Origin of the sequence: Flavobacterium sp. IMCC34518 (assembly GCF_027111095.2) — a bacterium.
Lineage (GTDB): Bacteria > Bacteroidota > Bacteroidia > Flavobacteriales > Flavobacteriaceae > Flavobacterium > Flavobacterium praedii.
The window spans coordinates 2,888,054-2,914,047 of record NZ_CP114284.2; the positions used below are offsets into that span (position 1 = coordinate 2,888,054).

The 25,994-nt window shown below is 32.6% G+C and carries 20 protein-coding genes; 6 read left to right on the forward strand and 14 right to left on the reverse strand.

Going from position 1 to position 25,994, the window contains the following annotated elements:
- The first annotated feature begins 50 nt into the window (after window positions 1-50).
- A complete protein-coding gene (locus tag OZP06_RS12445; protein WP_269222129.1) occupies window positions 51-986 on the forward strand; it encodes a malate dehydrogenase in 936 nt (311 codons plus the stop codon).
- Window positions 987-1,211: 225 nt separating this feature from the next.
- Window positions 1,212-4,181, forward strand: coding sequence for a protein translocase subunit SecDF (secDF, locus tag OZP06_RS12450; RefSeq protein WP_269222130.1), 2,970 nt, complete (start codon window positions 1,212-1,214; stop codon window positions 4,179-4,181).
- Window positions 4,182-4,311: 130 nt separating this feature from the next.
- Here the strand turns inward: secDF and OZP06_RS12455 are convergent, their stop codons facing one another.
- Window positions 4,312-5,205, reverse strand: a complete 894-nt coding sequence (locus OZP06_RS12455) for a LysR family transcriptional regulator (protein WP_269222131.1) — start codon at window positions 5,203-5,205, stop codon at window positions 4,312-4,314.
- 102 nt (window positions 5,206-5,307) lie between these two features.
- On the opposite strand from OZP06_RS12455, the gene OZP06_RS12460 reads away from it, so the two are divergent.
- Both OZP06_RS12460 and OZP06_RS12465 read left to right on the forward strand, forming a co-directional pair.
- Window positions 5,308-5,901 carry an NAD(P)H-dependent oxidoreductase gene (locus tag OZP06_RS12460; RefSeq protein WP_269222132.1) on the forward strand — a complete coding sequence of 198 codons (594 nt, stop codon included), beginning with the start codon at window positions 5,308-5,310 and terminating at the stop codon, window positions 5,899-5,901.
- A gap of 2 nt (window positions 5,902-5,903) precedes the next feature.
- Window positions 5,904-6,194, forward strand: a complete 291-nt coding sequence (locus OZP06_RS12465) for a putative quinol monooxygenase (RefSeq protein WP_281323779.1) — start codon at window positions 5,904-5,906, stop codon at window positions 6,192-6,194.
- A 58-nt stretch (window positions 6,195-6,252) separates the two neighbouring features.
- Here OZP06_RS12465 and lgt read toward each other — a convergent pair whose 3' ends face one another.
- The 5 genes from lgt to OZP06_RS12490 form a co-directional block, all read right to left on the reverse strand.
- Window positions 6,253-7,182, reverse strand: a complete 930-nt coding sequence (gene lgt, locus OZP06_RS12470; RefSeq protein WP_269222134.1) for a prolipoprotein diacylglyceryl transferase — start codon at window positions 7,180-7,182, stop codon at window positions 6,253-6,255.
- Between the two features lie 74 nt (window positions 7,183-7,256).
- A complete protein-coding gene (gene yidD, locus OZP06_RS12475) occupies window positions 7,257-7,505 on the reverse strand; it encodes a membrane protein insertion efficiency factor YidD (RefSeq protein WP_281323780.1) in 249 nt (82 codons plus the stop codon).
- A 57-nt stretch (window positions 7,506-7,562) separates the two neighbouring features.
- Entirely contained in the window at window positions 7,563-9,041 is a 1,479-nt protein-coding gene (cysS, locus tag OZP06_RS12480; protein ID WP_269222136.1) for a cysteine--tRNA ligase, read from the reverse strand.
- A gap of 134 nt (window positions 9,042-9,175) precedes the next feature.
- On the reverse strand, window positions 9,176-9,847 hold the full coding sequence (gene folE / locus OZP06_RS12485; protein ID WP_269222137.1) for a GTP cyclohydrolase I FolE: 672 nt from the start codon (window positions 9,845-9,847) through the stop codon (window positions 9,176-9,178).
- Between the two features lie 191 nt (window positions 9,848-10,038).
- Window positions 10,039-11,235 (reverse strand): pyridoxal phosphate-dependent aminotransferase, encoded by a 1,197-nt coding sequence (locus OZP06_RS12490; protein ID WP_269222138.1) that lies wholly within the window; start codon window positions 11,233-11,235, stop codon window positions 10,039-10,041.
- 126 nt (window positions 11,236-11,361) lie between these two features.
- Here OZP06_RS12490 and OZP06_RS12495 point away from each other — a divergent pair, with 126 nt between their 5' ends.
- On the forward strand, window positions 11,362-12,693 hold the full coding sequence (locus tag OZP06_RS12495) for a PDZ domain-containing protein (RefSeq protein ID WP_269222139.1): 1,332 nt from the start codon (window positions 11,362-11,364) through the stop codon (window positions 12,691-12,693).
- 45 nt (window positions 12,694-12,738) lie between these two features.
- Here OZP06_RS12495 and OZP06_RS12500 read toward each other — a convergent pair whose 3' ends face one another.
- Window positions 12,739-13,128 (reverse strand): DUF1573 domain-containing protein, encoded by a 390-nt coding sequence (locus OZP06_RS12500; protein ID WP_281240325.1) that lies wholly within the window; start codon window positions 13,126-13,128, stop codon window positions 12,739-12,741.
- Window positions 13,129-13,288: 160 nt separating this feature from the next.
- On the opposite strand from OZP06_RS12500, the gene OZP06_RS12505 reads away from it, so the two are divergent.
- Window positions 13,289-15,922: a valine--tRNA ligase gene (locus tag OZP06_RS12505; protein ID WP_269222140.1), complete on the forward strand. Its 2,634-nt coding sequence runs from the start codon at window positions 13,289-13,291 to the stop codon at window positions 15,920-15,922.
- A gap of 641 nt (window positions 15,923-16,563) precedes the next feature.
- On the opposite strand, the gene OZP06_RS12510 is transcribed toward OZP06_RS12505, so the two are convergent.
- The 7 genes from OZP06_RS12510 to OZP06_RS12540 all read right to left on the reverse strand — a co-directional run bounded on the left by OZP06_RS12510 (window position 16,564) and on the right by OZP06_RS12540 (window position 25,874).
- A complete protein-coding gene (locus OZP06_RS12510; RefSeq protein ID WP_269222141.1) occupies window positions 16,564-18,882 on the reverse strand; it encodes a TonB-dependent siderophore receptor in 2,319 nt (772 codons plus the stop codon).
- A 109-nt stretch (window positions 18,883-18,991) separates the two neighbouring features.
- Window positions 18,992-19,117 (reverse strand): hypothetical protein, encoded by a 126-nt coding sequence (locus tag OZP06_RS12515; protein ID WP_281323781.1) that lies wholly within the window; start codon window positions 19,115-19,117, stop codon window positions 18,992-18,994.
- Between the two features lie 229 nt (window positions 19,118-19,346).
- Window positions 19,347-20,348: an FAD:protein FMN transferase gene (locus tag OZP06_RS12520; RefSeq protein ID WP_269222142.1), complete on the reverse strand. Its 1,002-nt coding sequence runs from the start codon at window positions 20,346-20,348 to the stop codon at window positions 19,347-19,349.
- A 36-nt stretch (window positions 20,349-20,384) separates the two neighbouring features.
- Window positions 20,385-22,562, reverse strand: coding sequence for a PepSY domain-containing protein (locus OZP06_RS12525; protein ID WP_281323782.1), 2,178 nt, complete (start codon window positions 22,560-22,562; stop codon window positions 20,385-20,387).
- Between the two features lie 120 nt (window positions 22,563-22,682).
- Window positions 22,683-23,162, reverse strand: coding sequence for a DUF2271 domain-containing protein (locus tag OZP06_RS12530; protein WP_269222145.1), 480 nt, complete (start codon window positions 23,160-23,162; stop codon window positions 22,683-22,685).
- Between the two features lie 62 nt (window positions 23,163-23,224).
- The gene (locus tag OZP06_RS12535; RefSeq protein WP_269222146.1) at window positions 23,225-24,742 is read right to left on the reverse strand and encodes an ankyrin repeat domain-containing protein; all 1,518 of its coding nucleotides are present in this window, start codon (window positions 24,740-24,742) and stop codon (window positions 23,225-23,227) included.
- A 652-nt stretch (window positions 24,743-25,394) separates the two neighbouring features.
- A complete protein-coding gene (locus OZP06_RS12540) occupies window positions 25,395-25,874 on the reverse strand; it encodes a DUF6265 family protein (RefSeq protein ID WP_269222147.1) in 480 nt (159 codons plus the stop codon).
- Window positions 25,875-25,994: the final 120 nt, after the last annotated feature.

Genomic DNA, 25,994 nt, shown 5'->3' on the forward strand with positions numbered 1-25,994 from the left:
AGGAACTGTATTTTTCTTTTTTAATTTGAAATTAATAAAAACAAATAAAAATGAAAGTTACCATTGTTGGAGCAGGAAATGTGGGAGCATCCTGTGCAGATTCAATTTCTTATAGAGGAATTGCAAGTGAAGTAGTATTATTAGATATTAAAGAAGGTTTTGCCGAAGGTAAAGCAATGGATATTATGCAGTGTGCTACAAATACTGGGTTTAATACAAATTTATCTGGAGTTACAAATGATTATTCTAAAACAGCAAACAGTGATGTGGTTGTGATCACTTCAGGAATTCCTAGAAAACCAGGAATGACAAGAGAAGAATTAATAGGAATTAATGCTGGAATTGTTAAAACAGTTGCTGAGAATGTATTAGCACATTCACCAAATTGTATTGTAGTTGTAGTTTCAAATCCAATGGATACAATGACTTATTTGGCATTGAAATCAACTGGATTGCCTAAAAATAGAATTATTGGTATGGGTGGGGCTTTAGATAGCTCACGTTTTAGATATTATTTATCTAAAGCATTGAATAAACCACAAAATGATATCTCTGCGATGGTTATTGGAGGGCATGGAGATACTACCATGATCCCTTTAACTAGATTGGCAGCTTATAATGGTATCCCAGTTTCTGAGTTTTTATCTCAAGAAGAATTAGAAAAAGTTGCAGCAGCCACTATGGTAGGAGGAGCAACTTTAACAGGTTTATTGGGGACTTCAGCTTGGTATGCTCCAGGAGCTTCTGTTGCTTATTTAGTAGATAGTATTTTGAATGATCAAAAGAAAATGATTGCTTGTTCCGTTATGTTAGACGGTGAATACGGTCAAAACGATATTTGTATTGGAGTGCCTTGTATCATTGGTAAAAACGGAGTAGAACAAATAGTTGATATTAAATTAAATGATGCTGAAAAAGCTGCTTTTGCAAAAAGTGCAGAGGCTGTAAAAAGCATGAATGCTGATTTGAAAACTGTTTTAGCATAATAATTTGCGTATAAAGAAAGAAGACTGCAATTTCTGCAGTCTTTTTTTTGATTTTAATTAATAAATAAATTGGTTAATCTTTCCGTTAATTATATATTTGCTCGGTTTAAAAAAAATGATATAGATCGTGCAGTTCTTTTTTGTTTTTCAAAAATGATGTAATGGCTTATTTTATAGGGTTTAAAACAAAAATAAATAAATAAAAATAATTAATTTTTAGTAATAATGCAGAATAAAGGACTTATTAAATTTTTCGCAATTCTATTTGCATTGGTAAGTATTTACCAACTTTCATTCACTTTTGTTTCTAGCAAAGTGAAAAATGATGCAAAAACTTTCGCTGGTAACAATCCAGAAAAAGAAGTAAAATATTTAGATTCAATTGGTAAAGAAAAAGTGTTTAGCTTAGGGTTTACTGATTTTACATTTAATGAAGTAAAAGATAAACAAATTAACAAAGGTCTTGACTTAGAAGGAGGAATCAATGTGACTCTTCAAATCTCTGTAAAAGACATTTTGAAAGGGTTATCAAATAATTCGAAAAATCCAGTTTTTAATAAATCTTTGGCTGATGCCACTTCAAATAAAAAAGGAAATCAAGCCTATCTTGATGCTTTCTTCGAAGCATTTGAAGCAAATTCAAATGGAACAGTGAAATTGGCGTCTCCTGATATTTTTGCTAACAGAAGTTTGCAAGGTGAAGGTGGTGTTACTTTTCAAATGACAGATGCTCAAGTTCAAAAAGTAATCAAAAGAAAAGTTGACGAATCAGTTGAAAGTGCTTTTGGTGTATTGAGAAAACGTATCGATAAATTTGGTGTAACTCAACCTAATATACAAAAATTAGGAGAGTCTGGACAAATTCTTGTAGAACTTCCAGGTGCAAAAGATATCGATAGAATCAAAAAATTATTGCAAAGTACTGCTCAATTAGAATTTTGGGAAACTTATAAAGTTGAAGAAATTGGGAATTTCATCATGTCTGCTAATGAGGCTTTGAAAAAAACTGAAATAGCTAAAGTTGAAACTAAAACTGTAGCAAAGGATTCATTAAGTGCTTTGTTAACTGACGGAAAAGATTCTACAGCAACTAAAAAAGGAAATAATCCTATTATTGACAAAATTGTTGCTCAAGGTGGTGGACCAGTTTTAGGTCTTTTCTCTCCAAAAGATACTGCTGTAATTAATTCTTATTTTAAAAGGGCAGACATCAGAATTTTATTAGCAGGTGATCAACGTTATGTAAAATTTGTATGGGGAAAACCAACTACTATTAAAGATGCAAAACAAAAAGAAGTTGAAGTTGTAGAATTGTATGCTTTAAAAGGAAATAGAGATAATGTTGCTTCAATGGGTGGTGGTGTTGTAACAGATGCTAGTGATACATTTGATCAATTGGGTAAGCCAGCTGTTTCTATGCAAATGAATAACATTGGTGCAAAAGAATGGGAAGAATTAACAGGTAGAGCTTATACTCAAAAAAGTAATATTGCTATCGTTCTTGATGATATTGTATATTCTGCTCCTGGAGTTTCAAGTGGACCAATTGCTGGAGGTAGATCTGAAATTTCTGGTTCTTTTGATGTTACTGAAACTAAAGATTTAGCTAACGTTTTAAGAGCAGGTAAATTGCCAGCTGCTGCAGAAATAATCCAATCAGAAGTGGTAGGACCATCCCTTGGTCAAGAAGCAATTGATCATGGTACAAATTCGGCTGTTATTGGATTGCTTTTAGTTGCACTTTGGATGATGATCTATTATGGTAAAGCGGGTTGGTATGCCAATATTGCTTTAGCAGTCAACTTATTGTTTATGTTTGGTATTTTGGCAAGCTTAGGTGCTGTACTTACTTTGCCTGGTATTGCAGGTATCGTTTTAACGATGGGTACTGCGGTTGATGCCAATATCATTATTTATGAAAGAGCAAAGGAAGAATTAAGAGCAGGTAAAACTTTGGATGAAGCAGTAAAAGCTTCTTACAGCTGGACTGGAGCAATGCGTTCCATTGTTGATGCGAATGTAACTCACATTTTAACGGGGGCTGTATTATTTATTTTCGGATCTGGACCAATCAAAGGTTTTGCAACTACTTTGTTAATTGGTATTATTACCTCTTTATTTACTTCTATCTTTATTGCTAGAATTTTTATTGACAAAAATATCGCTGGTAAAAATGATTTATCTTTTGTAACTAAATTTTCTAAAAATTTCTTTACTAATTTCCATTTTGATTTCTTAGGAATTAAAAAATGGACGTATCTTTTTTCTATTGTAGTTACAATTGTAAGTATCGCATCGATTGCAACACATGGATTTGATCAAGGTGTTGATTTTGTGGGAGGTAGAACTTTTCAAGTTCGTTTTGACAAATCAATGAAACCTGAAGAGATTAAAGAAGAATTAACTGCTGTTTTTGGAAGTGCTGAGGTTAAAATTTTTGGTGAAGACAATCAATTGAAAATCACTACAAAATATAAAATACAAGAAACTGGTGGAGCTGCAGATGAAGAAGTTAACAAAATGCTGTTTCAAAGCTTGAAAAAACATTATGGTTCTGATATGACTTATGATAAGTTTGTAAATGCTTACGATGGTAAAAAACTAGGTATTGTACAGGCTTCAAAAGTTGGTCCAACTGTGGCTGAAGATATTAAAACAAATGCATACTGGGCTGTTTTAGGTGCTATGCTTATTGTTGGTTTATATTTAGTAATTAGTTTTAGAAAATGGCAATATAGTTTAGGTGCAATCGCAGCGGTTGCGCATGACGTTATCTTCGTATTAGGAGTTTACTCTTTGCTTTGGAAATATATGCCTTTCGGTATGGAGATTGATCAGCACTTTATTGCGGCTATCTTAACTGTTATTGGTTATTCTATGAATGATACTGTAATTGTATATGATAGAGTACGTGAATTCTTGGATGGTAAAACTAAAGGTTCATTCTCTGAAATTGTTAATAAATCTATTAACTCTACCATGTCTAGAACGATTAATACCTCTTTGACTATGATTATGGTATTATTAATAATGTTTGTATTTGGTGGAGAATCTATTAGAGGATTTATCTTTGCTATGCTTATTGGTATTATCATTGGTACTTACTCTTCATTGTTTATTGCTACTCCAGTATTGGTGGATACCATTTCTAGAGAAGAAAAGAAAAATGTTGAAATAAAACATCAAGAAAGCTAGTAATTGGCAATAGGTCAAAAAAAAAGATTCAACGAAAGTTGGATCTTTTTTTTATATATAATAACTGGAAGAGTTTATTTTAGTATTTGCATTTTTTATACCAAATTGGATTAATTTGAAAAGTTGAAAATTACATTATTTTTATAAAGGTGTCTTTTATTAACTGTATTTGATTGGTATAGATAGTTTTCTTTTTATTTGCAAAATAAAGGGTATTCTTTAATGGAGTTTTACCCTTCCATAAAAGTTTTATTTTTCCACTTTCTAATTCATTTTTACACAAAAAGTCTGGTAAGACTGCTAATCCTTTGCTGTTGCTTAAACAGCGCACTATAGAGTTTAAATTTGGAACAATGTAATTCGGTCTGAAATCAGCATATTTGTTGAAATTTAGCTGCCAAAAGCGTCTCAAATGCTCCATGTCTCCAGTTGTTCCATACCATTTTTGCTCTTTTAGCCAAAGTTCCATTGCTGCAAAGTTATTTTGCTTTTCTAAATTATAAAATATTTCAGAATCTATTTCATTTCCTCCAATAAGAACTATTGTTTCTGAAGAAAAAGCTTGATAATCGATTGAATTTTTAATGATCATTTGAGGGGTTATAATTAAATCTAAAATTCCTTTGTCTAGGTTTTCAATCATTTCTGGATATTCTCCGAATTGAATAATTACATTAAAAGGAAACGTTGATAAAAAAGGTTCTAAAGTAATTTGAAAAGTTTCAAAACACATTCCGATACTAATTGTTGGTGTATCTTTCTCTGTGCTGCGTTGGAAATTTTTTTCAGCTTCTTCTAGTTTGCTGAGGGCTTCTGTAATGAAATTATACAACACTTTTCCCTTTTCTGTTGGAATCATTTTTCGGCTGGTTCTGTCAAATAATTTATATCCGACATAGCTTTCTAAAGAGCTTAAATGTAAACTAACACCTGGTTGAGAGATAAATAATGCTTCTGCCGCACCCGTTAAGGTTCCAGTTTTGTATATGTATTTAAAAGTCCGGTACCATTCTAAATTTACCATTGTATTTAAGTATTATAATTATGATACAAAGGTATGAATTATGTTATTTTAATAATAATGATTTCTGTTGTAATTTTGCCTCATCAAATTAAACTAATAGAAATGAAAAAGATATTTATAATAAACGGAGGTCAAAAATTTGGTCATTCTGGAGGAAGATTCAATCAAACTATAACAAATGCTACTGTTGAGTTTTTTAAAAGCAAAGATGGGTTTGAAGTAAAAAGTACAGATATTAATGATGAATATGATCCAGCGCTAGAAGTTGAAAAATTTGTTTGGGCTGATGTGGTAATTTATCATACTCCAATTTGGTGGTTTCAATTGCCTCACGGTTTTAAAAAATACATAGATGTCGTATTTACCGAAGGTCATGACAAAGGTATTTACAAAAGTGATGGGCGTTCCTCTAAGAACCCAGCAATTAATTATGGGACTGGAGGAATGTTGCACGGAACAAAATATATGGTTACAACTTCATGGAATGCTCCCAAAGAAGCATTTACATTGCCTGGCGAGTTCTTTGGTGAAACCAATGTTGACAATGGTCCTTTATTTGGATTTCATCGTATGAATGCTTTTACCGGAATGACTCCATTAAAAAGTATGCATTTTCATGATATTGAAAAAAACGCCGATGTTATTAATGATTTAAAATTGTATGAAAATCATTTAACCCAATTATTTTTAAGTTAATTATGAAAATAAATTTGACAGTAATTATTCAAAGTAAATCAGAATATCGAGCAGAATTGGAGTTGATTTTGGTAAACTTAGTTGGCCAATCTAGAAAAGAAACTGCATGTCTACAGTATGATTTACATCAAAATAGTGATGACCCAAATATTTTTATTTTTCACGAGGTTTGGAAAAATAAAGAAGGACTGGATCTGCATAATAGGCAACCTTATTTGCTGGAATTTATTCAAAAGACTGATCTTTTCTTAGAAGAAAAACCAACGATATATAAGACTTCAAGGATAGGTTAAAAAAATAGCCACTGATAATTTTCAGTGGCTATTTTTTTTTGTATTATGAATGTTTAATTTATAATTCACTTGTTTTCTTTGCAGTAATAGCAAAATACAATCCCACGATTATAAAAGGAATACTCAACCATTGTCCGGTTGATAATATGTTTCCTAAATCGCTTTCAAATCCTCCTTGACTTTCTTTTACTGATTCAACAACGATACGGACTGTGAATAATAGCACTAAAAATAAACCAAATAAATAGCCTGCTTTTTTTCTAGCATCCGTTTTCCAATACAAGAAAAATAATATTGCAAAAACAAATATGTAGCAAAAAGCTTCGTACAATTGAGCTGGATGTTTAGCAGGAACTTGTTCTAGTAAATTAGCATATTGAGGATTGGTGGCTATAGCATTATAGGCTTCTTTTGGAGTAGCTAATTGTGTTGCATTCACAGCTTCGTTTGGAGTAAATTGATCTCTCACAAAACGTATTCCAAATGGAGAGGTCGTCTCTTTACCCACAATTTCTGAGTTGAAAAAATTACCTAATCTCACAAAAATAGCGCCACTGGCTACTGGAATTACCACTCGGTCCAAAATCCACAATAACGGTTTGTTAAGTACTTTTTTACTAAAGAAGTACATCGCGATAATGATCGAAATTGCTGCTCCGTGACTTGCTAATCCTTGGTATCCTGTAAATTTAAAACTAGGACTGAATCGGAAAGGTAAAATAATTTCGGCTAAATTGTTGCGGTAATATTCCCAATCGTAAAAGAAAACATGTCCCAAACGAGCTCCAATTAATGTGGCTAGTACGGTCCAAACAAATAAAGAATCCAATTTATCAATCGAAACATTTTCTCTTTCAAAAATATGTTTCATAATGTACCAACCCAAACCAAAAGCAATTACGAACATCAAACTGTAAAAGCGAATAATGAAAAAACCTAAATCAATTCCTTCAGAAGGATTCCAAACAATGTTTAAAGCGTGTGTCATTTATTTTTTATTTTTTGTGAAAATACTATTTTGATTTGAGTAATTGTGTTAACTAAAAGGTAAGAATTCACTTTTTATTGATTGTGATCGCATTTTTTTTCAGGAACAGGATCGTAGCCTTTTCGGCCCCAAGGATGACAACTCAAAATCCTTTTTATGCCTAAATAACCTCCGTAAAATAATCCATGAATTTGCAATGCTTGAATCATATAACTCGAACAAGTAGGTTCAAATCGGCAAGCTGCTGGAGTAAAAGGGGAAATAGCTCCCTGATAAAACCGAACGAGTAATACAAATGGATAGATGAGGATTTTGTTTAACATATTTTATAAATGATCAGTGTTCAGTTTTTAGTGTTCAGTCTGAATACTAAAAACTGACTACTGAACACTAAATGTTGTTCCTTCTTTTCCGTCTTTCAATTGAATGCCTAAAGCTATTAATTGATCCCGAATTTGATCAGACAATGCAAAATCTTTATTGTCTCTGGCTTGCTTGCGCATACCAATTAGCATATTTACCACACCTTCTAGTTTATCAGTGTTGCCATTGGTTTTTTCTTCTTCCAATCCCAATACATCAAAAACGAAAGCTTCCATCGTTGTTGTGAGTAATTTTAAATCGGTTGTATTTAAGGTTTCTTTTTCGTCTTTTAATAAATTAACAAAACGCACTCCTTCAAACAATTGCGCAATTAGAATTGGCGTATTGAAATCATCATTCATGGCATCATAACACAATTGTTTCCAACTAGCAATGTCTAACGAACTAGTTGTGCTTGTAGAAAGCCCTTTTATCGAATCCATTGCTTCCATCAATCTTTTATAACCTTTTTCGGCTGCCACAATTGCTTCGTCAGAGAAATCCAGAATGCTTCTGTAATGCGCTTGCAACATAAAAAAGCGAGCTACTGATGCTGAAAAAGCTTTGCTTAAAAAAGCATTGTCTCCAGTCAAAATTTCACCTGGCAAGATATTGTTTCCAGTCGATTTTGCCATTTTTTTGCCATTCAAAGTCAACATATTGGCATGCATCCAATAATTTACGGGAGTATGTCCAGTACAAGCTTCATTTTGTGCAATTTCACATTCATGATGTGGAAATTTCAAATCCATTCCACCTCCGTGAATATCAAAATGATTCCCAAGATATTTGGTACTCATAGCGGTACATTCTAAGTGCCAACCTGGGAAACCATCGCTCCATGGCGAAGGCCAACGCATAATATGTTGCGGTTCGGCTTTTTTCCATAGGGCAAAATCTTGCGGATTTCTTTTATCCGATTGTCCGTCAAGATCACGAGAGTTAGAAAGCATATCTTCTATATTACGGCCACTTAATACACCATAATGATTGGTTTCATTAAACTTGACTACATCAAAATAAACCGATCCATTAGCTTCATAACCAATTCCTTTATCAATAATGGTTTTGATGATTTCAATTTGCTCAATAATATGTCCCGTTGCTGTGGGTTCAATACTCGGTGGCAAAAAGTTAAAAGCATTCAAAATATCATGAAAATCTACGGTGTAGCGTTGCACCACTTCCATAGGTTCCAATTGTTCCAAACGTGCTTTTTTGGCAATTTTGTCTTCCCCTTCATCAACATCATCCACAATATGCCCCACATCTGTAATATTACGGACGTAACGCACTTTGTAATCCAAATGCAATAAGTATCTGAAAATTACATCAAATGACATAAAAGTTCTCACATTTCCAAGATGTACATTGCTGTAAACAGTGGGTCCACAAACATACATCCCCACATTTCCTTCGTTGATTGGTGTAAATGTTTCTTTTTCTCCCGAAAGAGAATTGTATATTTTTAAGGTTTGACTTTTATATAAAGACATAAAATTTATTTTTTTGGAGCTTTATCCTGCTTTCCATTTCAATCTTTTTTATCGTTAGAAAAAAACGATAAAAAAGGATTTTCACTTCAATCAGGGCTAGAGCCTTAGGGTAATAATGAGATTTTTTCTAAATATTAAAATTTAGTTTCCAATTTGATATAATCCAAAAATTCTCTTTTGGTTTGAGGATCTTTGAATTTACCGCCAAATTCAGAGGTTACTGTACTGCTTTCAATGTCTTGTATTCCTCTAGAATTTACGCAAAGATGTTTGGCATCAATAACACAGGCTACATCTTCTGTTCCTAATGCTAATTGCAATTCTTGAACAATCTGCATTGTTAAGCGCTCTTGTACTTGAGGTCTTTTTGCATAATGTTCAACGATTCGATTCATTTTTGATAAACCAATAACTCTTCCACTCGAAATATAAGCAACATGTGCTCTCCCGATTATGGGCAATAAATGGTGTTCGCAAGTAGAGTAGAGGGTAATGTTTTTTTCAACCAACATTTCTCCATATTTGTAATTGTTTTCAAAAGTAGAAGCTTTTGGTTTTTTGTCTGGATTCAATCCGCCAAATATTTCTTTTACAAACATTTTGGCTACACGATTTGGCGTTCCTTTTATACTATCATCATTCAAATCCATTCCCAATGTTTGCAGGATGTTTTCAACGTCTTTTTTTATTTTTTCAATCTTTTCTTCATCTGTAATGTCAAAAGCATCCTCTCTTACTGGATTTTGAGCATTCGTACTAATATGATTGTTTCCTATTTCGTCTTGAAATTCTTCGTTGTTTATCATTAAAAGATACTATTATAATGGGTGTCTATTTTTAAGGGGTAAAGATAATTAATAAAAAGGAAACATTTTCTATCGTTTCGCCTTTTAATTATTGCAATAATTGATGAAAAGATTAATTAAATTGATATCAAATCAAAAAAGGCAATACCTTAAAAATGATATTGCCTTTTGATAATTGTGAATTTTATTCTTTATTTTGAATTGTATGCTGTCAATGCTTCTTTCAAAATTCGAACGGCACTGATTAAATCTTCTTTCTTTAGTACATAAGCAATACGAACTTGATTCAAACCAACTCCAGGCGTCGAGTAAAATCCTGCAGCAGGTGCTATCATTACCGTTTCACCATTTAATTCATATTGTTCTAAAAGCCATTGCGCAAAATCATCGGCATTTTTAATAGGCAATTGTGCAATACAATAAAAAGCCGCTTTTGGGGTCTTTACAACCACGCCTTCGATTTTATTCAATTCGCTAATTAAAATATCTCTTCGTTCTTTGTATTCTGCTATTACTTCGTCAAAATAACTTTGAGGGGTGTCAATTGCCGCTTCACAAGCTATTTGTTCGATTGTTGGTGGACATAAACGCGCTTGTGCAAATTTCATTGCAGCAGCAATAACGTCTCTGTTTTTTGTTACCATACAACCAATTCGAGCGCCACACATACTATATCTTTTAGAAACCGAATCAATCATGATTACATTTTGTTCAATTCCTTTTAGATTCATCACAGAAAAGTGAAGGTCTCTTTCGTCATATATAAATTCACGATACACTTCGTCTGCAATTAAAAACAAATCATGTTTTTTGACCAATTCTCCCAGTTGTTTAATTTCAGATTCTGAATACAAATACCCTGTTGGATTATTTGGGTTGCAAATTAAGATGGCTTTTGTTTTTGGTGTAATTGCTTTTTCAAATTCTTCAATAGTAGGGAGTGTAAATCCACTTTCAATAGTAGAAATTACAGGTACTACTTTTGCACTAGATTCTTCTGAGAAAGCACTGTAATTGGCATAAAAAGGTTCTGGAATTATGACTTCATCTCCGGGATCCATGATGCTTCCAAGAGCAAACAAAAGGGCTTCAGAACCGCCAGTAGTAATCATTATATCTTCAAAGCCTACTTTTACATCTTGTTTGGTGTAAAAATCAGCTAGTTTTTTTCGATAACTTTCGTATCCTTCGGAAGGACCATATTCTATGATGCTTAAATCAATATTTTTTATCGCTTTGATTGCAATTTCTGGGCTTTTTATATCGGGTTGACCAATGTTTAAATGATAGACTTTATGACCCTTTTTTTTAGCTATGTCTGCGTAAGGAGCCAATTTTCGGATTGGCGATTCCGGCATTCTTCGACCTCTGATTGAAATTTCAGGCATGATTGTAAAATTTGAGGTGCAAATTTGCAATTTATTTTTGAAAATCACTGTAAACAATGTATCTATTTTGTTGTTTTTCATCCATTATTATCGTATAATTGGGTAATATTATCGAAATATAACTAAATGAAAATAAAATGTGTGTTTTATCTTTTAATACTAACAATTGTCCCTGTATTTGGGCAAGATGGATTTGTATTTGACAAAGGAATTGAAAAAGTAACTGTTCCTCTGATCTTAATCAATAATTTAGTTTTTATACCAATAAAAGTAAATGGAGTAGAATTGAATTTTTTATTGGATACTGGAGTTGAGGAAACGATTCTTTTTAGTTTAAATGATAATCCGGATGTTAAATTTTACAATTCCGAAAAAATATTTTTAAAAGGCTTAGGTAGTGATGTTGCTATCGAAGGTTTGAAAACAACAAATAATATATTGGAATTGCCAGGTGTTAAGTCGATAAAACAGGTCGTTTATGTTATTTTGGATCAAAGTTTTAATCTGTCGTCCCATATTGGAATTCCCGTGAATGGCATTATAGGATATCAATTTTTTAAAAATAATTTGATTCGAATTGATTATTCCAGTAAAAAGTTAGTGGTTTATAAAAGCGGTATTGATATTCGAAAAAAGTTAGATAAAAAATTTAAAAAAACACCAATCAAAATTGAACGATTTAAACCCTATTTGGAAGGGGAGGTGTTATTAAATGATAAAGTTGTTTCTGTAAAGTTATTAATTGATATTGGAAATAGTGATTCTATTTGGTTGTTTCAAAATATTTCCTCAAATATTGTTGTACCGACAAAGAATTTTGATGATTTTTTGGGAAAAGGTTTCAGTGGTGATATAGAAGGGAAAAGGGCGAGAATAAAACGTTTTTCATTTGATAATAATCAATTTATTTTGCCAATTGTTGCTTTTCCAGATTCCAGTTCTATTAAAAGTGTGAGAATGGTTAAGGATCGAATTGGCTCTGTTGGGGGTGAAATTTTAAGAAGGTTTTCTGTAGTTTTTGATTATGAAAACGAACAACTTTATTTAAAGAAAAATGCTAATTACAATGATCCATTTACCTATAATGAAAGTGGTGTCGAAATACAACATAATGGTTTGCAGTGGGTAAAAGAAACGGTTCAAATGCAAACAGTAGCTGTTGATAAAGGAATTACTTTTGATAATACAGGTAAAAATATAACCAATGAGTTCAAGTATAAATTTGTCTTAAAACCTATATATGAGGTTGCACAAGTCCGGAAAAATTCTCCAGCAGACAGTAGTGGTTTAAAAGTGGGGGATGTTATTATTTCAATAAATAAAAAACCAACTTACCTGTATTCCTTGTCTAAAATTAATGAGTTATTTAAAACAGAAGAGGATAAATGGATTTATTTAGAAGTGGAAAGGAATAATCAAGTTTTGAAATTTTCTTTTCAATTGAAAGATGTGTTGTAAAAAAAACGTTTTTCAATTAGTTTGAAAAACGTTTTTTACTTTTTTTTAGTTTGTAAGTACTTCTCCTTTGATTTTTAAAGGTACACGCCCTTCTTCGTAATTCACAGCGTTAGTTTCGACTGTAATAGTTTTACGAATTGGCCCCGGAACCATATTGTATTTTATTTCAATTCGATCTGATTTACCAGGAGCAATGGCTTGAGTTGGTTTGTATAATATGGTACAACTAGCGGTTGACTGAATTCCAGTGATGTTCAATGGAGCATCTCCTGTATTTGTAAAAGTAAAGTTTCGAATTCCATTGTCATTAGACTTGTACACTTTTCCATAGTCAACTGTGTTTTCAGATTGATGAATGTCAATTTTTGGTCCACTTTGAGCAAAGATAAAGCTACTTGAAAATAGCAATACGATAAAAGCTGTTATTTTTTTCATTTTGTTGTTTTTTGTGGGCTAAGTAAATATAGTATCTTTTAATTAATACACAATCTTTTATTTCTCTTTTTATACTGTACTTAATTATTTACTTTTGTCCTCTATATGAATAACAAAAATCGAACCAAAGTATAATTTTGGTTTTAAAAGTTGCTTTTTTATGACAATTCCTGCACAATTTGACGCTAAAACTATTGAAAATAAGTGGTATGACTACTGGATGAAAAATAACTATTTCCATTCGGAGCCTGATCATAGAACACCATATACTATTGTAATTCCGCCACCCAATGTGACAGGTGTATTGCATATGGGACACATGTTGAACAATACCATTCAAGATGTTTTGATTCGAAGAGCCCGTTTGAAAGGATTTAACGCTTGTTGGGTTCCTGGAACGGATCATGCTTCTATTGCTACAGAAGCAAAAGTTGTAGCCAAATTAAAAGCCGAAGGAATTAATAAAAATGACTTAACTCGTGAGGAATTCTTAGCACATGCTTGGGAGTGGACGGATAAATACGGTGGAGTTATTTTAGATCAACTGAAACAATTGGGATGTTCTTGTGATTGGGAACGCACTAAGTTCACTATGGATCCAGATATGTCGGCTTCTGTAATTCGATCTTTTGTGGATTTATACAATAAAGGGTTGATTTATCGTGGATATAGAATGGTAAATTGGGATCCCGAAGCTAAAACGACTTTGTCTGACGAAGAAGTTATTTATGAAGAACAACAAGGAAAATTATATTTCCTAAAATATAAAATTGAAGGAAGCGAAGATTTTTTGACAGTTGCAACGACTCGTCCAGAGACTATTTTTGGGGATACAGCTATTTGTATCAATCCAAATGATGAGCGTTTTGCTCATTTGAAAGGAAAAAAAGCGATTGTTCCTATTTGTGGAAGAGTGATTCCGATTATCGAGGACGAATATGTAGATGTTGAGTTTGGAACTGGATGTTTAAAGGTGACTCCAGCTCATGATATGAATGATAAGACACTAGGAGAGAAGCACAATTTGGAGATTATCGATATTTTTAATGAAGATGCGACTTTAAATAGTTTTGGACTGCACTATCAAGGAAAAGACCGTTTTGTGGTTCGTGCCGAGATTACTCAAGAATTAGAAAATAGTGGTGCTTTGGCAAAAACTGAAACACATCTAAATAAAGTAGGTACTTCAGAAAGAACCAAAGCAGTGATTGAACCACGTTTGTCTGATCAGTGGTTTTTGAAAATGGAGGAATTAGTAAAACCGGCCATTAAATCCGTATTGGTAGATGGCGATGTTAAATTGCATCCTGCTCGTTTTAACAATACGTATGCACACTGGTTAAATAATATTCGTGATTGGAATATTTCTCGTCAATTGTGGTGGGGACAACAAATTCCTGCTTATTTCTATGGAGATGGAAAAGAAGATTTTGTGGTTGCAGAAACTATTGATGAAGCTTTGGTTTTAGCGAAATTGAAAACTTCTAATTCTCAACTTCAAGTTTCTGATTTAAGACAAGATGTGGATGCATTAGATACTTGGTTTTCATCTTGGTTATGGCCAATGTCCGTTTTTGGAGGAATTATGGATCCGGAGAGTGAAGATTTTAAATACTATTATCCAACCAATGATTTAGTGACTGGTCCGGATATTTTGTTTTTCTGGGTGGCGCGAATGATTATTGCAGGATATGAATATACTGGAAAAAAACCTTTTACGAATGTGTATTTGACCGGATTAGTTCGTGACAAACAACGTCGAAAAATGTCTAAATCTTTAGGGAATTCACCTGAACCATTAGAGTTAATCGAAAAGTTTGGAGCCGATGGAGTTCGTGTTGGGTTGCTTTTGAGTGCTTCTGCCGGAAATGATATTATGTTTGACGAAGAATTGTGTAACCAAGGAAAAGGGTTTACCAATAAAATATGGAATGCTTTCAAATTGATAAAAGGTTGGGAAGTATCTGCAACTATTTCTCAACCGGAGTCTTCAAAAGTAGCTATCGAATGGTACGAAGCAAAATTGCAACAGACTCTTTTGGAGATTGAAGATAATTTTGAAAAATACAGAATTTCCGATGCTTTAATGGGGATTTACAAATTAGTTTGGGATGATTTCTGTTCTTGGTTTTTAGAAATGATTAAACCAGCATACCAACAGCCAATTGACAGTGTAACATTTGCGAAAGCGATAGAAATGTTAGAAAATAATCTAAAATTATTGCATCCATTTATGCCATTCTTAACAGAGGAAATATGGCAAATATTGGCAGAACGAACAACAGAGGAAGCATTAATTGTTTCGACTTGGCCAGAAATGAAACCGTTTGATGCGCAATTAATTACTGATTTTGAAAATACAATCGAGGTGATTTCTGGAATTAGAACGATTCGTAAGGACAAGAACATTCCATTTAAAGATACTATCGAATTGAAAGTGATGAACAACGATAAAGTTTCAACTTATTTTGATTCGGTTGTCACCAAATTAGGGAACATTACTTCATTGGAATATGTAGCGGATAAAGTGGATGGAGCATTATCGTTTAGAGTAAAATCGAATGAATATTTTATACCTATTACAGGAAATATCAATGTAGAAGAAGAAATTGCAAAACTTACTGCTGAGTTGGTTTATACGCAAGGATTCTTAAAATCCGTTCAAAATAAACTTTCAAATGAGAAATTTGTGGCTGGTGCGCCAGAGAAAGTTTTGGCAAACGAAAGACAAAAAGAAGCAGATGCCCTTTCAAAAATTGAGACAATCGAGCATAGTTTAGCTGGATTGAAATAGTTGCTATATTTTTTTAAAACTTAAAATCCCAATGCTGAATATTTTCAGGATTGGGATTTTTTTTGGCTTATAATCTGCTATGGATTAAATACAGAACTGTATTGGAAATCTATTGCAACTGAATTATTTGCTTTTTTATTTAGTCAAAAGGAATCTTCGATGCATTATTCAAAATTAAGTTTTTAATTTCAAAAAGCAATTGTAATAACACATTAGTTTTTATTGGTCTCAAAAATAGTTGAAACTATGTACTTTAGTGTATTTTCCTTTCAGGTTATAAAAATATCCACCGCAAATTCGCAATTTTTTTTCTTTCAAAGTCTTTACATTTGCGAATTTGCGGTGGATTTTACTTTTCAACATCGCAGACTTTCAGTTGGCCAAGCCAATCTATGGACTTTAAGTTTATAGTGGTTTAATTTATTGGCTTTTCGATGAACTTTGTTTCTTTTTTTTAAATAGTCCGTTAGCTATTGCATTTATTGAATAATTTAGTTTTGTCTGTTAAGTCTAATCTAGAATCTGAGCTTTGAGAATTGTAAATCATTTTAAAATAATATTAAAAAAAAACTTTTTCTGTGTTTCAAAAAAATGAAAGGGACAGAAAAAGTTTAAAAAAAAATATAACTAAACTTGAGGTTTTAGAACCTATATCGCAAACTTGTTAAAAACTGACGTGGTGCAATTGGGTTTACACTGTAATTTTCATGAACGGTATAATTCAATTCATTTGTGATATTTGATAACTTACATAGGATAGAGATGTTTTTCCAAGTATATCCTAAAGTTGCATCTATTGTAGCATATCCTTGAAGGGGAATATCACGGTCTCTGATTGTTACTGTATAGGTTTTTGGGTTAGTTGATGGTTTATTTTCTGTCCAAAGATAATCGTCATTCCAACCACCTAATCGGTCACCGATATAATTCCCAATGGCTCCAAATGAAAGACCTTTTAACATACCTGATGGTAGCGTATAGAAGAAACTTAAATTTGCGGTATTTTTTGGCGTTCTTGCTACGCGATCTCCTTCGACAAAACTTCCGCTCGTTCCTGAAGTTTTGGTGTATCGCATGTCATTATAACTATATCCTGCCACTATATCAAATCCTTCAATTGGTCTGGCTGTAATGTCAATTTCAACTCCTTTGCTTTTGGTTTCTCCTCCTAAAAGTTTAATTGCAGAATTTGTGTTTACCGTTACTCCATCAGCCAAAAAAGGTGCGGTTTGTGCTAGATTATTGTTGTTAATTTGATATACTGTAACGTTGGTGCTTACTATACCTTTCCAGAAATCTTTTTTTATTCCGATTTCAAATTGGTCAATTATTGAAGCTTCTATTACATCACCATCAACTGTAAGCCCTGTATTTGGGGTAAAAGAGCTAGAATAACTTGCAAACAATGATAACTCTTTAGTAGGTTGATATACCAATCCTAATTTTGGAGTAAAGGCTTGGTCTTTTCGCTTTTCAGCCTCTACAGTCTTTACAGAAGTTGGATTGATAGTATAGGTATCTGTAATTACTTGAGATTCTTGCCAAGACCAACGAATACCAGCTAAAAGTTTGATTTGCTCAGAAAAAGAAATTAAATCTTGAAAATAAATACCAAAACGATCTGTGTTTGTGTTTGCTATTGCTGAAACTCTAGCATTTGGAATATCGTTTCTTTGTGTTGAAGGATCGAAAGTATAAAGATTAATGGTGTCATAAAGATTGGCAACATATTTTCCATTAACCATTACTGCTTTTTCATCAAAAAGAAAAGTATAAGCAGTAGCAAATGAATTTTCATAATCAACACCAGTAAATACTTGGTGATTTATACCTCCAGTTTTGAATGTGCCTTGTAAGCTTAATTGGTTACCAAATATTTTTTCTAAGTTTTTATTCTGAACTAATGATCTGTTCCAGTCACCTGGGGTTGGATAAGTTTCTAGACCAGATAATTGTGCCGTCGATTTTGATTGTCTATCGTAATTTTGAAAAGAACTATTAAAATTTAGTTTCCAGTTTTTATTAAAATCATGATTTAACAATACTGATGCACTTGATGATTTAGTTTTTCCATTTGACCAAAGCGCTCCGTAAAAATTTGATCTTGGTAAATCTAAAATTTCTTTTCCAATAATTCCAGTTCCAAAATCAGGTGTCCAATCGGCATCTAAATAATCACCTTGCAATGTAATTTGTGTTTTTTTACTAATATTAAAAAGAAATGAAGGATTAAAATAGATACGCTCACTTTTGACAACATCTCTAAAACTTTCTGCATTTTCGTATGAACCCGTAAAACGGTATGCAATATTTTTATTTAAAGGACCATAAAAATCTACTGAAGGTTTGTAATAAGCATAGCTTCCTGACTGCATTGTAATTTCGCCACCACTTTTGAAAGAAGGTGTTTTGGTAACCAAATTCAAGATGCCTCCCGGAGCAACATTTCCATATAATAAAGCCGAACTCCCTTTTAGAAATTCTACTTTGTCAAGGGAAGAAACTTCTGGAATAGACCCTGCATTATATCGGAAACCATTTTTGAACATGTTGTTAGCAGTCATGTCGTAGCCTCTTGAAAAAAATGATTCTTGAGCACCACCACGTGCGGAACCAACATAAACTCCATTGGCATTTTTTAAAACTTCACTCAAGCGGATAGATTGCTGTTGTTCGATAATTTCGGATCCAATTACTTGTACGCTTTGTGGTGTGTCCATTGGTTTTAAACCGGAACGAATTGCGCTAACTGGTTTTGGTAGTTTGTTTGCTGTAACTATAACTTCTTTTAATTGATTTCCTTTTTTGTTTTTTACAGTATCATTAATTGATTTTAAACTATCATTTGAGAAATAATACAATTCATTATCATTGGATTTGGAAGTATTATTTGCTACTTCTTGGGCTTGTAGAGAAAAGCTAAAAAGTATTAAAATGGTGTGTAGTAAAATATATTTCATATCGTTTATTTGGAATAAGTAAAAATAATAATGCAAATATAAAACCTACATTTTAATTCAGCAAACTTATTTAGACTAAATATTAATAATATTTTATAAATTATTTAGTTTACTGAAAAACAGGATATTGTGTTTTTTTTTGAGCTTTGAATTCAAGGATATGAGAGGTGTGATTGAAATTGTATTGTTGAATTTCAATATTTGGCCATTTTATTTTTTGGAGTTTTACTTTCAAAACTCTAATATTTAAGGAAAGTAGTTACTAATAGATAGACTTTTTTTATATGATTTTCAATAAAAAAAAGTGAATAATACCTATCAAAGGTTAGGATGTGACTTCTGGGTTTTACTGAAGACCAAAAGGATTTTTTAAAGGTGTTCTATTGAGATTGAACAATAAGATTATTTTAGTTTAATCTTTGATTCAGTATAAGCTATAAAACAGAAAGTAGATAAAGCGAATATTAAAGTTTTGCCTTAAATTTCTTGATGCGGAAGTTTTTTGATTTTACTACTTTTCCATCATCTGTAATCATTACACAACTATAATCTGGAAATTGGTTGAGTAATTCCAAACCTGCAGTTTTCCCCAATACCATTATTGAAGTACTTAAGCCATTTGCTGTTTCAGCATTTGGACCAATAACTGTCACACTACATAGGCCTGTTGCTGGGTAGCCAGTTGCTGGATTGATAATATGAGAATAGCGTTTCCCATCAAGAACCACAAATTTTTCATAGTTTCCTGAGGTGGTAACTGCACCATTATTTATTGGAACAATAGCAATAAGTTTATCAGTTTTAAAGGGATTTGTAATGCCAATATTCCAATCTTTTCCATTAGGCTGTTTTCCCCAAGTGCTCATGTCTCCAGATCCATTTATAATTCCGGCTTTGATTCCTTTTTCCCGCATGATAGCTCTGCATTTATCAGTTGCATATCCTTCTCCTAAGGCGCCAAATCCAATTTTCATGCCTTTTAATTTTAAAAAAATAGTAGAATGATCACTGTCCAATATGATGTTTTTATATCCCACTTTTTCAATCGATTTTTGAATCGCTTCCGCAGAAGGCATTTCGGTCATCGAGCCATCAAATTTCCAGATTTGGTCCATTGCCGCAAAGCTGATGTCGAAGCCTCCATTTGTAATTTCAGAAAAATGAATGGCTCTTTGTGTTAATTCAAAAACTTCTCGATCTACTTTCACAGGACGAATTCCCGCATTTTGATTTACTTCGGATATTTGGGTGGTCGATTTCCAATCGGATATTACATATTCAATTCGGGTGATTTCGGCAATAACTTCGTCTATATTTTGTTCTGCCGAAAGCGAATCTTGGGCTACAATCGTAATGTCGAATCGTCCGCCCATGAGTAAGGTAGTTCTTTTACGTAAGACTTGGCAGTTGCTTGTGAAGGAGCAAAGGATTAAAAAAAGACATAGAAATTGGTGTTTGACTGACATAAAGTATATTTTAAATCTGTGGCAATATTTTTAAAACTAATAACAGTCCGATAGCACTTGTCCATTTGATTTATAATATGCAATTCCAGTATTTGATTTGGCTAAACACAATTCATCAAGTACAGATTCCACATCCTTTTGCATAGCAAGCGATCCGCAAAGCATTACAATACCACCATTCATTAACAAATCGATAAAAAATTGGGTATCTCGTCTTATTAAATCCATTACATAGTGATGTTCTTCTTCTCGGGATAAAGCCAAATTAAAACTTTTGAGTTGCTGTTTTTCAATCATTTTATTGGCGAACTTTTTATACCCTAAAACGGTTTCAGTTGCTTTTCGAAACCCAGAATACAAATGAATTTCTGTTTTTTTCTTGTTTTGATCAATCATTCCTAAAAATGGTGCGATGCCAGTACCGTTTGAAATCAACGCTACTTTGGTAACTTTTTTTGGGAAATGAAAAGTGGGGTTTTTGATGATTCTAGCTTTTATGACTTCACCGGGTTCGAGATTGTATAAATAGCCAGAACCTATACCAGAAGGATGCAGTTTGACTGCCAATTGTATGTTGCCATTGCTCTTTCCGATGGAATAGAGACGCTCTCGGGAGTCATTTTCTGGATAAATAGCCAGTAAGTCACCTGATTCAAATTTTGTATTTCTATTCGTTTTAAGAGTTAGTATAAAGGTAAATCCGTTACTTGCAATAGTTGTTTTTTCTAGTACCACCAATTTTTCCAAATCTTTCGGAACATCATTGTATATTGACGGGGTAGTAGAAAGTGAAATTCCAGTTTTGGCACTCCATAATTTAACCCACCTTACAAATTCTACAGCCGATTTATCGTTTATCGTTTGTAATTCTAAAATGCGTTCGGTCCAAATTTGTTTAGCCAACAAGTTGTCAATTTCACGAGCATAACCGCAAAAATCAGGATAGGCTTTTGAACCAAAACCAATCACTGAAACTTTGATTTTTTGCTTTTGTTCAATTTTGTTAAGCAATTCTGAAAATTTACTTGCATTCGAAGGCGCGTCTCCCGATCCATGTGTCGAGGTAAATAGGAGAAGATGTTCTGCTTTTGGAAAAGACGAATAAGCATTTAACTCCGCAATAAAAGCTTTTTCTCCATAGGCCAGTAATTGTTTTTGAATGGCATTTGCAAATCGAAGTGTAATGCCGTTTTCTGAACCAACCAATAAAATGAATTTGCTTTCTTCGGCTTTGAACTTGTTTTTAATGCGATTCGACCTTCGTTTTAGGGTCATGGCAAAACCGGAGTAGATAAAAAAGAGAATATTTAAACTCGCTATTCCTAAAAGTATAGCCCATAAAATACTGGCTCTACCTGTATGTAAATCAAGGCTCAAGTTTGATAATTGAGTTGTAATGGGAGATGTTGTTTTCCTAATGATTATCCCAGTGATTTGATTGACTTCGATTTCACGGTCATTTAATTTAATATTATAATACTCTTCGGGATCGTCTGAAAAAGGAAATTCTATTTTCTGGATATCTGCCAATAAGATACTATTGAGAACAGGAGCCTCTTTTAAATCAATAGTTTTGACTTCTGAATTGGTTTCTTTTTTTTCGATAAAGAAATTAAACTTTTCTAGGGTTAAATATGTTCCCGAAAGGGCAAGTATCAGAATAGGAATAAGAGATAATCTTCCTAAAATGATATGAAAATATTGAGCAAAGTTTTCTTTTATGATTTTTGAGAAAAACCCGCGAATAGTTCTTTGTCGGTTAAGTAGTAATGCAAATCCCGAAATAGAAATGAGAGCTAACAGAAACGAAATAACCCCGACAATAAACCGCCCAGTTTCTTTGAGGAATAAAGAACGATGTAGTGCTGTAACCCAATGGATAAATTCACTTTTTTTTATGGGACTGCCTATTATTTTGCCAGTTCTTGGGTCAATATATGCATTTACATCATTGTCGTTTTGATCAATGGCTTGAAGTGTAACAAAATGATTGTGGTCAATGCTTAATTCGGTTATTTCTGGATAGGTTTTGCGCAGTATCGGTAAGGTTTCACCAAGTGTTATTTTTTCGAAATTTTCAACTTTGTAGGGTAGTGTTTTCTCCTGAATAGCATCTAGCGCAAGCAAGGTTCCTGTAATGGATGCCAATATCAAAAACAAAGATGAAAACAAAGCCAAAGCCAAGTGTGAATAACGCCAAAAAGAAAGAGTCATTGATAAATTGTGTTTTAGGAATTATTGGTTGGAAAAAAAATCTGCTAAAATCTATTAAATCTTAGTAAAAACAATAACACTCAGATTTAGCAAATTTTAGCAGATAAAAAAGTTTAACATTTATATTTTATTCAATCTTACGTATCGGATGTATCCTTTGCCTTCGGTCTTTGCCGCAATTCCTTCGGTAGTTAATGGGATTTCAAGATCCGATGTGTAGTATTTATTGTCTTCTACTGCTGTTTCAAAGCGTAATTTATATCCTTTGTTAATTTTGTTGTCTTCAATTTCCAGAGTTGTAATGCTACGGTCACCACCAGTAACAGAGGCGCCAGTTTTCGCACTGATATCCGTTGGTTTTTTAGAATAGAATTTATGCCATTCCTTAAGGGTTTTATACCATTTTTTGTTATCCCCCATTACATAAAGGGTTTTGTCGTATTCGCCTTTGGCATTAACAATTGAAACCACGATATAGGCTCCTTCCCCCATATAATTAGACATTTGTAGCATGCATTTGTATTTGCTGGTTTGTGCTGAGGCTTGGAAAGATGAAATGCAGATTAATGCAATTAGGCTTATTTTTAGTATTGATTTCATTTATGTTTTGAATTATGGATTTTGAGTTTGGAACGTATTTTTTATTTAGTACTTTTTCATTGTTATTTTAAAAATTCTAAATCGATTTTATTTTTTGTAAGGGATTCATTTTCTTTTGCTAAAGTATATACACTTTCGTCAAACTCGGTCTTAATTTCTTTTTTTGCTCCAATAGTTAGTAGGTATTTTAGAATGCTATCATCTTTAGAAATCATTGCAGCTTTGTGCAATGCGGTTAAACCATCTTTGTTTTTGGCATTTACATCTATATTTAGATCAGCTATTTTTATAAGTAAATTTATATCATTTTTGATAATTGCAAAATGGTATAATGTATTGCCATCTTTTTGTGGAGTTGCCAAGTTTAATCCTTTATCTTGAAGTAGTTTTATTTTGGAAGTAAAAGGATCTTGCTTTTGACCATTACTAGTTTCAGGACCTCGGCCCATTCCCATTTGTGGTCGATACGAATCAATCAGATAAAAGGCTAAATTATTACCGTTTTTGTCCAAAACATTTATAACTGCACCCTTATCCAAAAGTAGCGATGCGTTTTCAGGAGTTCCAGTTTGAATGGCTTTAGTTAAAGCCGATTCTCCTTTTTTGTTTTGTGCATTTATATTTTTTATAATCGGTAGGAATTGCTCTAAAGTTCCATTGTAATCTCTTCCCGAAGCGGCAATCATTAACGGTGTGTTGCCATCGTTATCAGGTTTGTTTGCATCAATTCCTTTTGCTAGAAAGTAATTGATGATTTCTGTTTGTTTGGCTTTTGTTACTAAAAAATGAAGTGCATTTTGTCCGTCATTGTTAGTAACAGTTGGCTTAAGTTTTAAGTCTTCAATCAGGTATTTGTAGGTTTCTAATGTATTAGCATCTCTTCGTGAACCTTGAGCAGCAAATAGTATTGCATTATCGGTTGGTTGAACCCCTTTTTCTAAAATTAATTTTAATAAAGTTAAGTTTCCAGTTCTTGCAGCACAATCAAATGCTGTACTGCCATCTTGGTCTATATCTTTGAAAGACATTCCTTTGGAAACGAAATAGTTGGAAAGTGTTAAGTCTTTGTCAAAAGGAATAGCCATTAGTAACAAATTGGTTCCATTGGCGTATTTTTTCTTTGGGTCTACCCCAGCTTTAAAAAAAGCTTCATAAACAGCGGTAGTGTTTACGCCATTATTTGCTGCGGAAGTTATTGGCAAGGCACCGTGACTGTCTTCTAAAGTAAGATCTGAACCTTTGGCGATAAGGTATTCTATGATTTCTAGATTTCCTTTTCCAGAGGCCCAGTGCAAGTAAATACGATTATCGTGTGTCGATTTATTGACTCCATTTCCAGGTTGTTCCAATAAGAATTTTATAGTGGCGTTAGGAGCATCGTTGTTAATTGCCATGACTACTGCATCAAAGGATCTGTCATTTAATGCAGAAGGATTGTTGCCCTTTGCGATTTCAGTTTGTACTGTTGCAACATCCGGGGACGTTTTCCAAAAGGATTGTTCCAAAAGCGTATTTTTTTGTTGCGCATTTGCAAATACAACGATGAAAATGGAAAAAGAAATTAAAAAAATATTTTTCATAAGAGTTATTTTTTTTGAAGAATTGCCCTTAATTGAGATAGCTCATATAATGGGTTTTCTTCTTTGTTTGAAAAAAATTAAATCGATAATATTCTTATTTAGAATAAATAAAAATAATACAAATGTAAAAATAAATAATACATTGACAATTGTTTTATGGGTTTAATTTTTTGTTTTGGACTACTAAAAAATAAAAAGGTTTAAAGTTGTAATGGAATTATTGGTAATTTGGTTGTTCTTTATTAATTATTTTAAAAACAATTTTTGCATTTTTTGTTTGTCATTAATGAAAGCTAAGTTTAACCCGTTGGGTGCAATTATTTTAAACACTTAGAAACTTAGATTTTCTAAGTTCAAAAAAGAGGCGTTTCACTTATTTTAAACACACATAGTGATCTATGCGTAAGAAATATATTTCTTTTTGATATTCTTTTTTAAAATAAAGTCTATGTTTTTATGTGTTTTATAAAAATTTTATGAATTACACCCAACGAGTTAATTTTAACTAAAAACAAGTGATTTAAAATAAGAAGGTATTTTAAAAGGTTTTAAAAAAAATAAAAAAGCATACATAAACGTCTTTTTAATTTTATTTATAAAAAAAAACAGTGTTTTGTAGTTGCGTTTTGGTACTGGATTAAAAAGTTGTCTTTTATTCTATTTTCTTCATTCCAAATTTTTCCGAAGTTGGTTTCCCGAGTTGAACTCCAGAAATTTCAGCAATCATGCTGTCTTTTGTTATTTGGTTATAGTTGATTTTTTGCGGATAATCGTGTTTAGGATTTTCAAAAACCAGTTGTTTTTCGGTTGCAATTGTCATTTTAAAAGGAACAGGTTTATCATTGTCTTGTCCTTTTACCTTGGCGTAATAAAATAATTCTTCTCTTTTTTGTTGCAATTTTATTGTCTCTAAATGCAAAGTATCTTTGTTTTTGATAAAAAAAGATTCTCCTTGAAAAGTGCTGTCATTGAGTTGTTTCCAGCTTTCGGAAAGCGTGCCATCAGCGGTTTTGGTTTCCCATTTTCCAAGCAACCAGTTGGCCGATTTTATTTTGTCTTTTTCATTTGATTCCGAGTTTTTACAGGAAACAATGGCTAATAAAAGCAATATAAGGGTTATTTTTTGAAACATTTGAGTAACTATTTAATGTTGTTAGAAAGGCTAAATTAAGAAAAAATAGATTAGTGATGTCTTTAAATTTTTGAATCAAAGGCTTACTCTATAAGTCATATAAGTTTTTAATTTGAATAG

Bases quoted from the DNA above. Each gene is read 5' to 3' on its own strand.
- OZP06_RS12445 (WP_269222129.1), top strand. From the start codon at position 51: ATGAAAGTTACCATTGTTGGAGCAGGAAATGTGGGAGCATCCTGTGCA.
- secDF (WP_269222130.1), top strand. From the start codon at position 1,212: ATGCAGAATAAAGGACTTATTAAATTTTTCGCAATTCTATTTGCATTG.
- OZP06_RS12455 (WP_269222131.1), bottom strand. From the start codon at position 5,205: ATGGTAAATTTAGAATGGTACCGGACTTTTAAATACATATACAAAACT.
- OZP06_RS12460 (WP_269222132.1), top strand. From the start codon at position 5,308: ATGAAAAAGATATTTATAATAAACGGAGGTCAAAAATTTGGTCATTCT.
- OZP06_RS12465 (WP_281323779.1), top strand. From the start codon at position 5,904: ATGAAAATAAATTTGACAGTAATTATTCAAAGTAAATCAGAATATCGA.
- lgt (WP_269222134.1), bottom strand. From the start codon at position 7,182: ATGACACACGCTTTAAACATTGTTTGGAATCCTTCTGAAGGAATTGAT.
- yidD (WP_281323780.1), bottom strand. From the start codon at position 7,505: ATGTTAAACAAAATCCTCATCTATCCATTTGTATTACTCGTTCGGTTT.
- cysS (WP_269222136.1), bottom strand. From the start codon at position 9,041: ATGTCTTTATATAAAAGTCAAACCTTAAAAATATACAATTCTCTTTCG.
- folE (WP_269222137.1), bottom strand. From the start codon at position 9,847: ATGATAAACAACGAAGAATTTCAAGACGAAATAGGAAACAATCATATT.
- OZP06_RS12490 (WP_269222138.1), bottom strand. From the start codon at position 11,235: ATGCCTGAAATTTCAATCAGAGGTCGAAGAATGCCGGAATCGCCAATC.
- OZP06_RS12495 (WP_269222139.1), top strand. From the start codon at position 11,362: ATGAAAATAAAATGTGTGTTTTATCTTTTAATACTAACAATTGTCCCT.
- OZP06_RS12500 (WP_281240325.1), bottom strand. From the start codon at position 13,128: ATGAAAAAAATAACAGCTTTTATCGTATTGCTATTTTCAAGTAGCTTT.
- OZP06_RS12505 (WP_269222140.1), top strand. From the start codon at position 13,289: ATGACAATTCCTGCACAATTTGACGCTAAAACTATTGAAAATAAGTGG.
- OZP06_RS12510 (WP_269222141.1), bottom strand. From the start codon at position 18,882: ATGAAATATATTTTACTACACACCATTTTAATACTTTTTAGCTTTTCT.
- OZP06_RS12520 (WP_269222142.1), bottom strand. From the start codon at position 20,348: ATGTCAGTCAAACACCAATTTCTATGTCTTTTTTTAATCCTTTGCTCC.
- OZP06_RS12525 (WP_281323782.1), bottom strand. From the start codon at position 22,562: ATGACTCTTTCTTTTTGGCGTTATTCACACTTGGCTTTGGCTTTGTTT.
- OZP06_RS12530 (WP_269222145.1), bottom strand. From the start codon at position 23,162: ATGAAATCAATACTAAAAATAAGCCTAATTGCATTAATCTGCATTTCA.
- OZP06_RS12535 (WP_269222146.1), bottom strand. From the start codon at position 24,742: ATGAAAAATATTTTTTTAATTTCTTTTTCCATTTTCATCGTTGTATTT.
- OZP06_RS12540 (WP_269222147.1), bottom strand. From the start codon at position 25,874: ATGTTTCAAAAAATAACCCTTATATTGCTTTTATTAGCCATTGTTTCC.